The following is a 16,149-nucleotide window of genomic DNA, read 5'->3' as shown; positions in this document are numbered from 1 at the left end:
CTAAACGTCTATCCCCTGCTCTACTTCCGCAAGGCGCTGCTCGATGGCAGCGAAAACTCTGGGTTGAATCTCGTCCAAGGACGCGTCCGTGCTGAACGCAGCGGCGCAGGCGTGTCCGCCTCCACCGAATTGACGAGCCAGCTTGTCCACGCGATACGCGGCAGACTCGGCGCGGAAACTTCCCTTCACGGTCGACTTTTTCTCTTCGAAGTAGACGCCAATCTTGACGCCCTCAATCGAACGGGTGAAGTCCACGAATCCCTCCGTGTGCTCGTACTTGGCCCCTGTATCCAAAAAGTCCTTATGCAGCACATAGCCCGTTCCCAGTTTCCCGTCGCAACGGGTCGTCAAGGTGGCGAGGAAACGCTGCAACAATTCCAAACGGCACATGGGCTCGTTCTCGTAAAGCGATTGAGCGGTGGTTACCGGACGAGCTCCGCAATCCACCAAGCGGGCGCTCAGTTCGAAGACGCGGCTCGTAGTTGCCGCATAAGAGTAGCGGCCGGTATCGGTCATGATACCCGTGAGCAGGCACTGGGCCGTCAGCGGATCGACATCCCAACCGAAATCGAAAGCGAGCCCCGCGATGATTTCGCAGGTCGCCGCGCTGGTCGGCTCCACCAAATTGAAATGAGCGAAATTTGTATTCGAAATGTGGTGATCAATATTGCCGAGATAATTGCTCCCCTCGATCAGCTTGCTCGATTTCGGTCCGATCCGACCTTCGTCCGCGCAATCGACGAAGAGCAGCGAGCTACCGTCCAACGCTTCGGCGCTGAATTTTTCGATACCGGTTTCCTCCATGAGGAATGAAAGCGCGTCTGGCACGGGGTCAGCGTTGTAGGCCACCGCATCTACCCCTTCCGAACGCAGCAACCTGACCAACCCCAACTGGGCGCCGATACAGTCACCGTCTGGACGGGCATGACCGAGAACCAAGACCCTGTCGTTCGCGATGCTGGCGAAGAGTTCGCTGAAGCGCTCGGCCAACTGCGGGAAATAGCTCATGCGTCTGGCTTCGAGGAATCCTCGGACTTGCTCGTCTCGCTCTCGGGCTCGACTAGCTCGTCAATCAACTCGTTCACCATGGCTGCCGCCCTGTTCTTCTCGTCGAAGGCAAAGGTCAAGGCCGGCAGAAACTTGAGCACAATGCGCTTGCCCAGCTCGCGTCGGAACATGGAACTGTTCTTGGCGAAGAACTGCTGGGCCTTCTTGCGGGTGAAGCCGTTTGCTTCGATCACGGAATAGAAGACGAGCGCGTTCTTGTTGTCCGGCGAGACGTCGACTTCCGTGATGGTGATCAGTACGGCGCTAGTCTTGAAACGAGTGTGCAGGATGTCGCTGATCTCGCGTTTGACCAACTCGCCGACTCTAACTTTTCGATTGCTCATGATCTGGAAACGGTAGGAGCGACCCCGGTCGCGAAACAGCTTTTTTGTGGAAAACAGTCTTCGCGACCCAGGTCGCTCCTACACTCGTTAAACTGTAGCTTATAGCGCGGCGCGAACCTCGTGCACTTCGTAGATCTCGATGGTGTCCCCCGCCTTGTAGTCGTTGAACTTCTCGATCTGGATACCGCACTCCGTACCGGCGCGAACCTCCTTCACGTCGTCCTTCACGCGGCGCAGGGTCTGAACCTTGCTGTCGTGCATGACCTTGTTGCGGCGCAGGACGCGAGCGTTGGCTCCGTGAGAAACGCGACCTTCCGTAACCAAACAACCGGCCACGAAGCCCTTGGCGATCGGGAACACGGCGCGAACTTCCGCGGCGCCGATCTTGTTCTCGCGGAACTCCGGATCGAGCATTTCGATCATGTCCTCGCGAACGCGGTCCACCAGCTCGTAGATTATCTGGAAGGCGGAAATCTTAACCGCCTTGTTCTTGGCCACTGCCTGCACCCCGTTGTCGGAACGAACATTGAAGCCGATGACTTCCGCGTCGCCCGCGGCGGCCTTCTCCACGTCGCTCTTGCTGATGACGCCAACCCCCTTGCCGATGATCTCGAGAGCGACCTTTTCGCTTTCGATCGCGTTGAGGGCCTGGCAGATCGCTTCCAGAGAACCGAAGGCGTCCGCCTTCACGATCAGGCGAAGCGTCTTCTTCTGCGTCTTGGCGATCGCTGCAAAGAGCTTTTCCTGCGGAGTCATGCCAGCCGTTGCCTCGTCTTCCATGGCAGCCAGCTCGGCCTTGATCTCGATCTCGTTCTCCGCGGCTTTGGACTTGGCCACCTTCTCGTTCTTCACCGTCTCGTATTGGTCGCCGCAATCTGGAGTGCTGGACCAACCGATAACGCGAACGGGAGTGGATGGCGGAGCGACTTTCACCTGCTTGCCGTTCTCGTCGAGCATAGCCTTCACTTTCGTTGAGGCAGCTCCACAAACGAGCGCGTCACCCACCTTGAGAGTACCTGCTTGCACGATGATGGTAGCAGTTGGACCGCGTCCCACTTCCACTGAAGCTTCGATGACAATACCGGTCGAGGGCTTCTTTGGGTTGGCTTGCAATTCGAGAACTTCAGCTTGGAGCAGAATCATGTCCAAGAGCTCCTCGACGCCGGTTCCCTTGATGGCGGAACACTCTACGCAAATTGTTTGACCGCCCCAATCTTCGGAGGCGATGCCGCGTTCCTGCATCTGCTGCTTCACCTTGTCCACGTTGGCTCCCTTCGTATCGATCTTGTTGATCGCCACGATCGGCTGCACGCCGGACTTTTGGATGAACTTGAGAGCTTCGTCGGTCTGTGGTTTGAAACCGTCGTCCGCCGCAACCACTAGGATAGCGATGTCCGTTACGTCCGCGCCGCGGGCACGCATGGAGTTGAACGCCTCGTGGCCGGGAGTGTCGAGGAAGGTAATCTTGTGATCGTTGTGCTCGATCTGGTAGGCCCCGATGTGCTGGGTGATGCCGCCCGCTTCGCCCTTGGTGACGTTGGCCTTGCGGATGTAGTCGAGCAAGGAGGTCTTACCATGGTCGACGTGACCCATGATACAAACGACTGGCGGACGGTGCTCGAGCTGCTCTGCTTCGTCGACCGGAGCGGCAGCCTGCTTCTTCTTGGCCTTGTTTCCTTCACCACGGTGGCGGATCTCCAGGAGGAAACCGTGCTTCGCGGCCAAAGTGCTGGCAACGTCCTCTTCGAGGCTCTGGTTAACAGAGGCGAAGATACCCATTTCCATCAGTTCGGAGATGAGCTTGAAAGGCTTCACGCCAATTTCCTTGGCGAAGTCGCGCACCACGATAGGCGGCTTCAAGGTGATTTGCTTGATCTCGTCCGGGTCTCCGGCATCGGCAGCCTTCTCGGGCTTGGCCTCGGATGGAGGAGCGACCGCGCCGGGGGCTGCCGGCGTAGGCGGCTTGGGCGGGCCTCCTAGGCTCGGCGGAGCGGGAGGCGCTGGCGGGGCCTTGGGAGCAGACGCCGCAGGAGGAGCGACAGGCGCAGGAGCCTTTACGGGAACCGGAGCCTTGACAGGCGGCGGCGACGGAGGCGTAGCCGAGGGCGCGGGACGTACTCCCGGGTTTGCCGCAGGAGGAGGAGCCACAGGGGCCGGTTTCTTGGCGGATGGGGGAGCGACCGGAGCTGGACCGGACGGCGGAGCCATACGGGGCGGAGCCGCGGGCGACGGTGGAGCGACGGGCTTGGGAGCCGGAGGCGCGGGAGGCGCGACAGGCTTGGGAGCGGCAGCCGCTTCGGCAGCTTTCTTCGCTTCTTCCTTCTCGCGAGCGATGTCCTCTGGACTACGCACGAAGGACGCGAGGTCCGGCGCCGATGGAGGCTCTGGAGCCTTGGGCTCTTCCGCCTCGGGTTCCGAAGCACCTTGGTCTGAATCGCTTTCGCTTGCAGAGGTTTGGTTTGCGAACTCCTCGCGGAGGGATTCGGCGGAGATGTTGTCGACCGTACTGGACGCGCTCTTAACTTCGAAGCCGCGCTCGCGCAGCAACTCGATAAGCTCGGCGTTCTCCATACCGATTTCTTTGGACAACTGGTAAATTCTAACGCTCATGCAGGGAAATGTGTGTCGCTATATAAAATAAGAAGTAAACGATGGTGGCCTTGTAGGGGGGAAGTGCCGGTTAAGATGAGATGTTCTGCGACTGGAGGAACTGAGTCACCTTAGCGAGGATGTCTGCCGCCTCTTCAGCGGAGAATCCCATTTCAACCAAGTCTTCGTCCTCGACGTCAAGGAAGAGCTCGGGGCTGATGAGACCGTTGTTGACCAAACGCTCCGCGGTGGCGGCGTCGATCCCTTCGATCTGGTTGAGGCCTTGGGCAGCTTCCGCTTGCTTAGTCTCCATGGAGACCTCCTTGACCTCTTCCTTCATGATATCGATCTTCCAGCCAACCAGCTTGGAAGTCAGGCGGGCGTTCTGCCCCTTGCGCCCAATGGCGATCGCGAGATCGTCCTCGGACACTTCGATGGTGATGCGGCGGTTGCGCTCGTCCATGTGGACGGCACGCGGAATTGCCGGCTTGAGAGCTTCCAAGGCCATCTCCTTCGGATCTTCGAAGTAGCGGATGATGTCGATCTTCTCGCCGCCGAGCTCGCGAACGATGCTCTTCACGCGAGCGCCGCGAGCGCCCACGCAAGCGCCCACTGGATCGACCTTAGGATCATCCGAAGTCACGGCGATCTTGGTGCGGTAACCAGGCTCGCGGGAGTAGGCTTCGATCTTTACCGTTCCGTCCGCGATCTCTGTCACTTCGAGTTCGAAGAGACGAAGCACGAACTTCGGGTTGGAGCGAGTAAGGATGAGCTCGGGACCGCGATTGGTCGCTTCTATCTTTAGAAGGAAGCAGCGGATGCGCTCGCCGGGAGAGTAGTCTTCGCCGGGAACCTGGTCGCGGGAAGGCATCATGGCTTCGGCCTTGCCGAGATCTACGATCAAGTCGCCGCGCTCGCGGCGGCGGACGATGCCGCTCACGATGTCGCCGACCTGATCCTTGAAGTCGTCGTAGATACGCTCCTTCTCGAACTGGCGCAGGCGTTGCATGATGGCTTGGCGAGCCGTCTGAGCCGCGATTCGTCCAAGGTAGGCAGGATCGATCTCCTTTTCGAAAACGTCACCAATATTCAGCTCGTCGTCGATCTGACGCGCTTTCTCCAGAGAGATTTCCGTCTTCGGGTCGCTTACGGAATCAACCACGTTGAGCAGGGCCCAAGCGTGCATCTTGCCATGACGTGGGTCGATGGTGATCTTGAGCTCCTGGCCAGCGTTCACGCCCTTGGCTGCGGCGTTTTTGATCGCCGTAATAATGGCGGAGATCATGTCCTCACGACCGATCCCCTTCTCTTTTTCCATGTACTCAAGGACTGAAAGAATTTCGCTGCTCATCTTGGAAGTTGGTGCTTACTTGAAAAAAAAAGCGGGTCGACGACCCACTTTCAAAAAATAATTGAAATTGTGAAGCGGGCACTAAATTTCCCGCCATTGAGAAAGTCAAGCGTGTGCTTGGAAGCGGCCGTCCCCTTTCTCGCCTCTATTAGAGAGCGTTTTCGCCCCCAGAACCCCCTGCAGCCAACCATTGCCCATGGGAGTCTGCCCGCGATCCAAAACCTGCAGCAGACGCAAGGCCTCCACGCAGGAGGCCGGACCATTTCCGGCGTTCCAATGAAACCACAAGGCGAAGCCGTCCCAGGCTCTCCGCGCCGATAACAAGGGGAAAAGCGCGTCGCACAGCAGGGTATCCGCCTTCTGTCCACCAATCTTCTCCCTGAGGATCTCCTCGCCCACCCGCTTCCGAGCCGCGGCAACCCCCAAGCGCTGGCGCTGGGCCAGGCTTCCCCAGCTCGGGTCCTCGGGAGAGAGGGCATGGCTTTCCAGCTCCGTAACCAAACCCGCCAGCCGCTCCGGCCAATCCGCAGCCGACGCTACCCACTGCAAGTATTGCTGCAGCCGCAGACGCGGTTGGTTGGCAGGTCGGCAACCGCTGAAGCGCCAGCGCTCAGCTCCTACTTCCATGAGCGCGTCGACCGATAGCCTTCCACTGGCAAAGTCCTGCAGCCCATGACGTTCCGCGATCATCAGCATCGGCACCCGATTGCGGGCAAAGCCCATCACTTCCAACGCGCTCTGGTGGCAAGCGCCCTCCCACCCTAGGCTCTCGATCCGCTGGGCGGCGTAGTGGACCTTCATTTTCCAGCGGCGCAATGCCAGCTCCACCAGCCGTCGCTTTCTCTCCGCAAGGGATAAGTTGAGCAAGGTTCCAACCTCTGGTCGCAAGTCCACGCCCGTGGAGGCAATCAAGGAATCCTCCCCGGCATATTCCTCCAAGGAATACCAAAGCAGAGGCAACAGGGCCACGGTGGCCAAAGCCTTGCCGGAGACCGTTCGCGACACCTCGGAGCCCGTTCCCGGAGTGTAATAAAGCACGTGCAGCACGACCCGATCGAAGGCAGGGTCGCTCTCGTGGCCATGGGCTTTCCAATCCGCCTGCGAGAAATGCACTTCCACGTCTCCGCTCACCTCAACTCCGTCGACGAGCAAGACCGCGTCCCTGAAGTCCGGCCCCTCCAGTCGATTCCAGGTGCCTGGGTGCTCAACTTTCACGCTACGCCCCTCTTGATCCCTCAGCCGAGTGGCGTCGAATGCCTGCTCCAGCCAGATCTTTTGCAAGACCAGCTCGCTCACTTGATACGGCCCATAGGGGCCGTGGAATTCCTCCACGGATAAGGGGTAGATGGTGTGGGTCATGGGTAACAGAAGAGTTGGAGCCTGAAAGCCTAAGGCAGAATCGCCCGCGACCAAGCTTTTCTTTGCACCAAGGGACTTCCCGGGAGCCCCCTAGCGGACACGCTAAGCAAAGTAGCCTTGATGCGATGCTGCGGCCCGCAGCTTGCGGAACGGCGCAACGCCCTCCCCCTTCATACAGCACTGCGCAAGCGCGAAGCTCCGAATCCTACAAAACATTGACGCAGCAGCCTCTTTCACTGCAAATCCCAGCTAATGTCCCCTCACAACGATCCAGACTGGGAAGTCGTCGACGAACTCCCAGGAGAAAAGAAGCCTTCCTCCCAGCCGGGGCGCCTTGTCACTTTCCTGAAAAGCAAGACCCTCTGGATCGGACTGCTCGCCGGAGCCGCTCTGGTAATCCTCGTACCAGTCTTCCGCGTCATGCTGCAAAACCTCGTTCGAGCCTGGTGGATCTGGGTCGGCCTTGCCCTTTACTGGATCTGGCGGCGCATGAAGAAAAACGCTGCCGCCGCTCAGAGGCGGCGCTAGCGAGCCGGGAAAATCGGCGCCCTGCCGCAAATCGAGCGGAAAACGAGGAGTTCGCTCCCGCAAATCGGGTGCCGCACATAAAAAAGACGCCTTCCCCTGAAGACGTCCTCGCTTTTGAAGTACAACTGGCGACAAGCCTAGTGGCTGTGCCCGTGCTCTCCATGCTCGTGCCCATGTCCGTTCGAATCTTCCTCGCCATGGCATGCGCACGCATACTCCTTGTATTCGCAAGATGGACACGAGGACATGCTCAATTGGAAACGCTCCCGGTGCGTTTTTTCTCCGTAGTCCTGCTGAAACTGCATCACCACTGGAATAGGCTTGTCCAAGGGCAGCTTCTCCTCGGACACGAGGGAGTCTCCGTCCTTCTTGAAACTCAATCGGATCGGATCCATGCGGTTCCCGCCAACAAGCGTAACAAGCTGCTTGCCGGGCGGAAGAACAGCACCTTCATCGCTGAGAAACGTGACCTTTACCAGCCCGTCATCTCCTACAAAGACTTCAGCATGCGGTTCGATTCCGGTTACGATACGGCCTCCATTCGGGGCTTTCCATTCATGTTCGTGGTGCTGGGCGTTGGAGACGCTGAGCCCAAGGGTCGCAATAGCCGCAACGGCGATAAGGAGCTTAATGTTGTTTTTCATAGTTATGTGCTTGTTAAATGAATACATGATGAGATTTAAATTCACTCGGATGCTGCAGCCTTGAGACGGAGCGACTTTTCCGCAGCCCCGCGGCAAAAGTTCAAAAACAAGGCTGGGGTCACGCCTAAGCCCAAGAGGGTCGAGCTGACCAAGCCTCCTACGATTACGACCGCGACCGGATTCAGGATTTCCTTGCCCGGTTCGTTCGACGCCAGCACCAAAGGAACCAAAGCCAGCCCCGCTGATATGGCTGTCATTAGAATGGGTATCAATCGCTCGAGCGTTCCTCGTACCACCATCTTTCGCGAAAACGTCTCTCCTTCGTTCCTCATCAGATGCAAGTAGTGCGATATTAGCATGATATTGTTCCGCGCCGCAATGCCCGCAACCGCAATGAATCCCACCAAGGTCGCAATGCTGATGTTGTTGAGCGTGTAGCGAGTGTAGAGCACGCTGCCGATGAGAGAAATCGGTACGATGGTAAGCACCAGCACCACGAAGCCCATTCCCTTGAAATAGCTGAACAGCAAGAAGCTGATCACTAGAAGCACGATGGCCGAAGTGATAAGAATCATCCTCCGGGCCTCCTGCTGAGCTTGGTATTCGCCCTCGAAACGGATTTCATAGCCGGTAGGCACTTCAATCTCCTCGCCTACTCGGGCCTGCAGCGCTTCGACCACCGCGTTCAAATCGTCCACCGTCGGGTTTATGGATACCACAAAACGCCGTAGCGTGTTTTCCCGTAAAATTGCATTCGGACCGGATGCTTGCCGGATGTCCGCAACGTAGCTCAGGGGAATCCGCTGCCCGCTCTTGGTGTCGATGTAGAGGCTTGCCAGGCGATCGGGCGACTCCCGCCACTCCAAGGGCAAACGCACCACCAAGTCGTACACGCGCTGCCCTTCGTAGATTTCGGCCACCGCGTCTCCTCCCATCAAGGCGGCGAGTTGCTGGTTCAACTCGCCCGGAGTCACCCCGTAGGCCAAGGCTCGCTTGCGGTCGACCTCGATCCTGAGTTGCGGAATGGGAGCTTGCTGTTCAATTCGCGCCTCCTCGAGTCCCGGAATGCTACGAGCGATATTCGCAATTTCCGTCCCTAGGCGTCGCAACTCCCCCAGATCCGGTCCATAGACCTTGACCGCGACCTTGGCAGAGACACCGCTAAGCATGTGCCCCACCCGATCCGCAAGCGGGCCGCTCATCGCGCTGAAGGTCCCAGGCAGCCCTCGCATCGTCGTTCGCAATTCCTCGACGACCTCTTCGCGCGGTCGACCAAACGCTTCACGAAATTCCACGTCGAACTCCACCGTGGAAACCGGAACCACATGGTCTCCCCGTTCCGCGCGCCCCACGCGATAGCCCACGGTCTTCACCTCGGGAACCTGCAACAGCAGATCCTGGGCAGTCCTTGCCAACTCCGTCGTTTGCTTGAGCGAGGTTCCCGGCGCCGTAGTCGTCGCGATCAAAACGGTAGGCTCCCGAAAAGGCGGGAGAAAACTGCCTCCCATTTGCAAGAAGGAAGCGTAAGCGAGATAAAGCAAACCACCGGTCAGCAATAAAACGAGAAAAGGCTGGCTGAGCGAAAAGCGAAGCCACGTGTATTCAAAAACAAACTTCAAACCTCTCGCTACCGGACCGTCGCCGTGAACGCCGCCCGGTTTCGGCTTGAGAAGGAAGGAGCACAGGACGGGGATAACCGTGAGGGACACCACGAAGGATGCGGCCATGCTCACCATAGTCGCCACCGCAATGGGCGAGAACAAGCGACCTTCCAATCCGCTCAACGAAAGCAGGGGCAGGAATACTAAGATAATCAAAACCGTCGCATAAAGTATCGATGAGCGAACCTCCGCCGAAGCTCGGGCAATCACTTCCAGACGCGACAAAGGGTTTTGCTTGCGCGCATTTTCCCGCAGGCGCCGAAACACGTTTTCCACATCTACGATCGCGTCATCCACCACCATGCCGATTGCAACAGCCAAACCACCTAAGGTCATGGAATTCACACTAAGTCCCCAAATATCGAATACAATTACAGTAATGCCAAGCGACAAGGGTATCGCTGTCAAAGTAATCAAGGTGATACGAATGTTCAACAAAAACAGGAACAGAACGACCGCTACCATGATAGCTCCATCCCGCAAAGCCTCCTCCAGATTGCCAATGGATAAATCGATAAAATCCGACTGTCGGTATACCGTAACCAAACGCACTCCCTCCGGCAGCGTTTCCCGCAAGCCAGCCATAGCCGCCTCAACCTGATCCGTAAGAGCTAAGGTATCGAAACCGGGAGACTTAGTGACGCTGAGGATAACCCCAGGGTATCCCATTTCTGGAGCCGTTGGATCAAGTTCCCCCTCATCGTCCAACTTCGTGCCAAGGCCGGCATCGCCGCGCATCGGTTCCGTATCCCAAACGACGTTCGCCACATCCCGCAGGCGAATAGGTCGATCGTTCTCGTAGCTCACAACCGTGTCCCCTATCTCATCGAGCTCGGTGGTCATAGCCAGATTCCGCACCATGATCTCTTGAGCCGACTCCGTCAGAAAACCGCCCGTCGAATTTCGTACCGCATTTCCGGCAGCCTCGTGTATTTGCTCGAAACTTACACCTAAAGCCAACATTCGATCCGGCAACGGCTGCACCTGCACTTGCTTGACTCCGCCCCCCATGGCCAGCACTTCGGCAATGCCGGGCAAGGACTGCAGCCGACGGGCAACCGTCCAATCCGCCAGACTGCGCAGCTCCCGCGGATCGGTTTGCCCAGTCGGATCGAACATGCCAACCAACATGATGTTGCCCATCAAGGATGCCACCGGAGTCATGTAAGGCGTCACGCCCTCCGGCAGCGACTCCGTCACCCCCGTTATCCGCTCCTGCACGAACTGGCGCGCTTGATAGATGTCGGTGCCCCAGTCGAATTCCACGAAGACGAGGGACAGGCCCACGTCGTTGACAGAGCGCAGACGAGAAACCCCAGTCACTCCCATCAAAGCGTTCTCGAGCGGAATGGTAACAAGCGTTTCCACCTCTTCGGGGGCGAAGCCGGGCGACTCGGTGAGCAGCGTCACCGTCGGCTTGGTCAGGTCCGGCAGCACTTCCACCGGCAGCTCGCGGGCAGTTTTGACTCCCCAAACCATCACCACCAAAGCAAAGGCAATGACCAAGGATCGCTGCGCGAGCGAAAAGCGTATCAATGTATTCAACATGGCAACTACCCCTTACCTGGCTTGGAACGACCAAGGAGCCGTTGCCCTAAAAACGCGCAGAGAACAGTCATCCCAATCGCGTAGAACAACAGCCACCTGCCCACTTCTCCATGGTGCTCATGACCGTGAGCGCCAGCCTTCTCCCCTTGACGAGCCGGCCTTTGTTCTGGCGTCATTTCGGAGCCATCTTCGTTGTGCTCGTGGCCATGGGCCGCATCCAGAGCCTCCTTGAGCGAGATGCCGCTGCCCCCGCCCGCGAAAGCGAGCGAATAGGAACCTCGCGTCACCACCTCGTCCCCCGGAAACAAGCCGGCAAGCACCTCCACGAAACGGTCGTTCTGCTCTCCCAAGACGACGGGAGCTCTCACGAAGGCATTGGGCAGCTCGAAATCCCTGACAAAGACAACCCGACCGGAGGGGTCTCCCTGAACCGATTCCCGGGGGATCGTCATCACATTGTTCCGTTTTTCCAATACAATGGAAAACTCCGCTCGCATTCCTGGCTTCAGGTTCCCCTCAGGATTCTCCAAAACGAATATCCCTTCCACCGCTCCCGCTTGGCGATCGGCATCTACGCCAAAGCGATACAAGGTGGCCTCAATCAGCTCGCCCCCGAGGGCCGGGACGCGAATATGGGCCAGGGAACCCAGCTCTACTTGAGCGGCCTCCTGCTCGGGAATCTTCGCTACCGCCCACATACGAGAACGGTCCGATATGTCGAGCAGCTCGCTGTCTGGCTCCACTGGCTGGCCAAGCCTCACGTGGGAATTCACCACCAGACCTGCTTGAGGAGCTTTCAGCTCGATCGTCGGCGGCGGATTGCCCAACTGGCGACTTTCGACCTTGGCCAGTATCTGCCCTTCGGAAACAGAGTCTCCTTCGAAGACGCTCAGGCTCACGATCCGCCCGGGAATTCGGCTGGACAACACCGAGCGAGAGGAAGGGATCTCCTCGATTCGCCCAATGGCGAACACCGTGCTCTCAAAGTCCCGTTCGACAGCTTCGACGGTTTCAATACCTAGGTTACGAACGCCAGTTGCGTCCAAGATTATCAAGTTCGAATCCCCCGCTGCAGCTCCCAATTGCTGGGCCAGAATGCAGGAGATCCCGATCAATGCGCTAAACTTCATTCTCTATAAAATACTAAAGGTTCTTGGCAACGGCCGCTCGCCACTCCGCGAGGGCTTGTTCGTAGTCCCGCACCATTCGCAAATGGGCGGACTGGATTTTGAGACCTTGACCTTGAGACTGAAAAACTTCGTTCAGGCTCACCTGCCCAGCTCCGTAGGCTTCCGCCATTTCTTTTAGGTTTATCTCCACCAAAGCGGTGATCTTCTCCTGGAATTCCCGGGATTGATGGTACAGGTGAGCAGCCTCTTCCCGAGAGGCTCGGGCCTTGCTCCTGAGCTCCAGGGAAACGGCATCGCGAAGTTCTTCCATCTGCCGGCGAGCGAGCACGCTTTCCTTGAGGGAGCTCTCGTTACGCCGCTTCATGGGCAAGGGAATCGACACGCTCAGACCTAAAAAACGCTCCGTACCAATCCCCATAGGCTGGTCAACCGAGCGCTCTTGCTCAAGCCCGAGCCCCAAGGAAACGTCCTCCCATCGGTTGGCCAAAGCGAGCGATTCGCGCTTGTCAGCGATCTCCAACATCAAGCTACGCATTTGATATTCCGGATGAGTATCCAGGTCTTCAATACCAAAATCACTAAACAAAGGCTTGCTGCTTCCCAAATCAAGACGATGCGAAAGGTGAATCGTCTCCCCCACCTCGTAGCCAATCAAGGCTCTCAAGCGATCGATCAGCTTCTTACGGTCAGTCTCCAAGTGCTCGATCTCCTGCTCGAGAATATAGAGCTCTATCCTGACTTGATTGGCCTCGATGGGAGAAGCTTCCGCCGTCTTGATTCGTGACTGCACGAAATCCGCGAATTCCTTGTCGTTCTCCACCAGGGATCGACGCAGGCTTAACTCAGTGTCGAGATAGGCGATCTCGTTGCACAACAACTCGACCTCCCGCACCAGCAATCGCTCTTGGTTTCGCACCTCCGCCTTGGCTAGCTCGATCTCGACGTCAGCAATATCCTTCAAAATGGAAAGTCGCCTCGTTAGCGGAAAGCGTTGCTTCAAGGCAATGCCCACCGACGACTGCCCCTCGTCCTCGAAAAAGGCATCAGTCGCGAAGTCAAACATCAGCTCGGGGCTCGACCTGAGCCCTGCCCCGCTTCGCCTCGCCTCCGCTTGCTCGATTAGAGTGCGGGCTGCCTGCAAGCTTTTGCTACCTTGCAAGGCGATACGCACGACTTCAGACCGGGAAAGGCCTGGCTCCGCTTTGGCTTGCCCCGACAACGAGGCGTGAATCGATAAAATGAATACGAATAATACAGTGAATAAAGAAAATCTGGACATAGGAAACTCCTGTTGACGTTAGCGAAAACGCTGCTGCAAAAAGCAGCCCATCACCTTCGGACGACAAAGCCCCAAGGAAACGCTAAACAACAGGAGTAATCAGATTCTCAATACAGTACGCTTAAGCTGTAAGCGAGTAAGCGACTCGCTGCACGGCGGAGCTCTGCTAGCAGGCAAGAGAGAAGCCGACGCGACGCTGTAGTGCTCGTCCAAATCGAATCCCGCGAACTCGACTGAAACAACCGTTGGAGCTGAAATGCGATCTTGGCCGGAGCTGCGCTGCAGGTCCTTCAAGTCGTCGCCGCCGATCTCCACATCGATACAAGTATCGCAGCAATCCTGAACCGAAGGATCGAGAAGCAGGATCGAATCGTGATCGTGACAAGTCTTCTCCGCCACCTCAAAGGCATGCTCGCCACGGGAAACCAAGTGGGAATCACCCGATGCATGCTCGCAAAACAAGACGCTGCCCGAGTACCCCATCGCTATGTTCAGAGCGAGGGCGAAAAGGCTAAGCATGCAAGCGATTCGATTCATACCGGATATAAGAACGGCAAATCAGACGCAGCGATTCAGCAAAAGTTCAAGCGTTTTGCGCAAACTCGCCCCCGATTTGCCTTATCGACAAGCACTTGCGAAAGCGCAGCGCAATCCGTTTGCAAAAAGGCCAAAGCGATTTCCGGCTCGCCGAACGCTTCCGAAATAATCCGCCTACTCGAAAAGTGGAAACGGCCCCACTCGTTCGCTCTCCCGCTCAAGCAAGTAAATCGCCCGTTCCAAGGATTCTTCCGAAAAGCGAAAGTCCGGCCACGTAACGGCAAAGAGCGGCGTCAAGGGCGAAGGCTCTCCCAACCACGTCGCCCACGCCACGATGGCATCCTCCGACTCGCCGAGGTTCATGGCAAAACGCTGCTTCTTGATCTTCCGCAACTCCTCCAAGTAGTCCTCCCCCATTCCCTCCGGTATCAGGTCAGGGCGTACCCCCAACAAGAGTTTGCCCATTGCCATCTTCTCGATTGCGAAGCGTCTCCCCACCGGTGGTGTCACCCGCACGCGGCAATCCGGCTCCTCGCAATGTATGTGCATGAACTCGCGCCCGGACAAGCGTCCCATGGTCGTCATCTCGCCCAAGTCGTCCGTGATCCGCCGCATCATAGGAGCATATCGATCCCGCAACATCTGATCCGGGTCCGCCTTGCGCCATTCGCGAAAAGCCTGGGTCACCATGTAGCGTCGATCCTCTCCGCGAGCCACCAATCCATAATGGATCAAGCTGTCCAGCAAACGAAGCAAACTGGTGCGCGGCAATGCCATAGCACCCACCAGGTCTTGAATACCCAAACCCTGGCGCTCCGCAGAAAGCAGAGACAATAAATCCAAGCCTTTGAAAAGAGATGTCGCGAGCTGGCGTGTTTCTTTTGACATAACACGAATGAAGACTCTTACTCGTCCGCATTTCAAACACATTTGTCCATTATGTTGACTCAAAAAATCGAAGACCAGATCCGCGAAAGCGGTATCATAGCTGTAATCGCCATCGAGGACGCGGCTGACGCGGTCCCCATGGCGCAAGCGCTGCAACGCGGCGGCATCACTGCGATCGAGCTCACCCTGCGCACCCCCGCAGCCCTCGACGCCATTCGCGCCATTCGCGAAGGCGTCCCAGACATCCTTCTTGGAGCTGGCACCATTCTCACCACCGAGCAAGTCGACGCCGCCCTCGCGGCCGGCGCCCAGTTCGGAGTCGCCCCGGGTCTGAACAGCCGCATCATCGAGTACGCCGACAAAGTTGGACTACCCTTCGCTCCCGGCGTCATGACGCCAAGCGACATCGAACGAGCCCTGGAGCTTGGCTGCAAGACCATGAAGCTCTTTCCCTCCGAGTCGATCGGCGGCATGAAAACCCTGTCTACCATGGCCGCGCCTTACAAGCACCTCGGCATCGGCTTCATCCCGCTGGGCGGACTCAACGAAGGCAATATGGCATCCTACCTGTCCTCGCCTCTCGTAGCGGCAATCGGCGGCTCCTGGCTGGCCAAGACCGACCGCATTTCCGCAAAGGACTGGGACGGCATCGAAGCGACAGCCGCAGCTGCCGTTAAAATCGCCGCCGAGGCCAAAGCCTAGCGGAACCCGTGAAAGCTTTCGAGGTCGCAGACGCGCCTCACCCCTTTCTCAGTAAGCGATAATTGAGTGATTAACGATTGAAACGCCCCAGCCATAAAGCGGTGGGGCGTTTTCGTTTTGCAAGCTGTCGCTGATTTCGCAAGACAGGCCTTGCAATCCCCGCAGCGAACCCTTTGATCCCGAATCTTTCAATGTCGGAGAAGTGCCAGAGTGGTCGATACCGAGGAGCGTAGCGACGACAGCGCGAAGCGCCATGGGACTGCCAGTCAGGCCTTGCAATTGCAGGTATCCGACGTTTGATGACCAATTTTTATGTCGGAGAAGTGCCAGAGTGGTCGAATGGGACTGACTCGAAATCAGTTGTGGGGGTAACTCCACCGGGGGTTCGAATCCCTCCTTCTCCGCCATGAAACCCATTCCAGCCCGAGAGTCGCAAAACGCCTCCACACAGTGAAGGAGGGATGAGAACCTCAAGGGGTTCGACGAAAGGAGCGAAGCGACTGGAGATGGGGCATGCGAAGCATGAGTCCGCAGGACCTGAA

The 16,149-nt window shown here is 57.7% G+C and carries 13 protein-coding genes and 1 tRNA gene; 3 read left to right on the top strand and 11 right to left on the bottom strand.

Annotation, left to right across the window (positions count from 1 at the left end):
• The 5 genes from IEN85_RS10660 to IEN85_RS10640 all read right to left on the bottom strand — a co-directional run bounded on the left by IEN85_RS10660 (position 1) and on the right by IEN85_RS10640 (position 6,690).
• The gene (locus tag IEN85_RS10660; protein WP_191617080.1) at positions 1-1,008 is read right to left on the bottom strand and encodes a DHH family phosphoesterase; all 1,008 of its coding nucleotides are present in this window, start codon (positions 1,006-1,008) and stop codon (positions 1-3) included.
• Positions 1,005-1,391 carry a 30S ribosome-binding factor RbfA gene (gene rbfA / locus IEN85_RS10655; RefSeq protein WP_191617079.1) on the bottom strand — a complete coding sequence of 129 codons (387 nt, stop codon included), beginning with the start codon at positions 1,389-1,391 and terminating at the stop codon, positions 1,005-1,007. Before rbfA ends, IEN85_RS10660 begins: the two co-directional genes overlap by 4 nt.
• A gap of 99 nt (positions 1,392-1,490) precedes the next feature.
• Complete coding sequence (infB, locus tag IEN85_RS10650) at positions 1,491-4,001, bottom strand: translation initiation factor IF-2 (protein WP_191617078.1); 2,511 nt, start codon at positions 3,999-4,001, stop codon at positions 1,491-1,493.
• Positions 4,002-4,071: 70 nt separating this feature from the next.
• Entirely contained in the window at positions 4,072-5,331 is a 1,260-nt protein-coding gene (nusA, locus tag IEN85_RS10645; protein ID WP_191617077.1) for a transcription termination factor NusA, read from the bottom strand.
• Positions 5,332-5,436: 105 nt separating this feature from the next.
• Entirely contained in the window at positions 5,437-6,690 is a 1,254-nt protein-coding gene (locus tag IEN85_RS10640; protein WP_191617076.1) for a DUF2851 family protein, read from the bottom strand.
• Between the two features lie 252 nt (positions 6,691-6,942).
• Here IEN85_RS10640 and IEN85_RS10635 point away from each other — a divergent pair, with 252 nt between their 5' ends.
• Positions 6,943-7,218, top strand: a complete 276-nt coding sequence (locus IEN85_RS10635) for a hypothetical protein (RefSeq protein ID WP_191617075.1) — start codon at positions 6,943-6,945, stop codon at positions 7,216-7,218.
• Positions 7,219-7,355: 137 nt separating this feature from the next.
• Here the strand turns inward: IEN85_RS10635 and IEN85_RS10630 are convergent, their stop codons facing one another.
• The 6 genes from IEN85_RS10630 to IEN85_RS10605 all read right to left on the bottom strand — a co-directional run bounded on the left by IEN85_RS10630 (position 7,356) and on the right by IEN85_RS10605 (position 14,905).
• Positions 7,356-7,862: a hypothetical protein gene (locus IEN85_RS10630; protein ID WP_191617074.1), complete on the bottom strand. Its 507-nt coding sequence runs from the start codon at positions 7,860-7,862 to the stop codon at positions 7,356-7,358.
• Between the two features lie 41 nt (positions 7,863-7,903).
• Positions 7,904-11,071: an efflux RND transporter permease subunit gene (locus IEN85_RS10625; RefSeq protein WP_191617073.1), complete on the bottom strand. Its 3,168-nt coding sequence runs from the start codon at positions 11,069-11,071 to the stop codon at positions 7,904-7,906.
• A gap of 5 nt (positions 11,072-11,076) precedes the next feature.
• Positions 11,077-12,201 (bottom strand): efflux RND transporter periplasmic adaptor subunit, encoded by a 1,125-nt coding sequence (locus IEN85_RS10620; RefSeq protein WP_191617072.1) that lies wholly within the window; start codon positions 12,199-12,201, stop codon positions 11,077-11,079.
• A 13-nt stretch (positions 12,202-12,214) separates the two neighbouring features.
• Entirely contained in the window at positions 12,215-13,480 is a 1,266-nt protein-coding gene (locus IEN85_RS10615) for a TolC family protein (protein ID WP_191617071.1), read from the bottom strand.
• A gap of 99 nt (positions 13,481-13,579) precedes the next feature.
• A complete protein-coding gene (locus IEN85_RS10610; protein ID WP_191617070.1) occupies positions 13,580-14,017 on the bottom strand; it encodes a hypothetical protein in 438 nt (145 codons plus the stop codon).
• A 174-nt stretch (positions 14,018-14,191) separates the two neighbouring features.
• A complete protein-coding gene (locus IEN85_RS10605) occupies positions 14,192-14,905 on the bottom strand; it encodes an IclR family transcriptional regulator (RefSeq protein ID WP_191617069.1) in 714 nt (237 codons plus the stop codon).
• Between the two features lie 51 nt (positions 14,906-14,956).
• Between IEN85_RS10605 and IEN85_RS10600 the strand changes: the two genes are divergently transcribed.
• Together IEN85_RS10600 and IEN85_RS10595 are read left to right on the top strand one after the other, a co-directional pair.
• A complete protein-coding gene (locus IEN85_RS10600) occupies positions 14,957-15,607 on the top strand; it encodes a bifunctional 4-hydroxy-2-oxoglutarate aldolase/2-dehydro-3-deoxy-phosphogluconate aldolase (protein ID WP_191617068.1) in 651 nt (216 codons plus the stop codon).
• A gap of 317 nt (positions 15,608-15,924) precedes the next feature.
• Positions 15,925-16,014 (top strand) — tRNA-Ser (locus IEN85_RS10595).
• The last annotated feature ends 135 nt before the right edge of the window (positions 16,015-16,149 follow it).

This window comes from Pelagicoccus enzymogenes (assembly GCF_014803405.1).
Taxonomy (GTDB): domain Bacteria; phylum Verrucomicrobiota; class Verrucomicrobiia; order Opitutales; family Opitutaceae; genus Pelagicoccus; species Pelagicoccus enzymogenes.
Note: the sequence above shows the minus strand (reverse complement) of the source record. Positions and strands in the feature narration are given on the sequence as shown.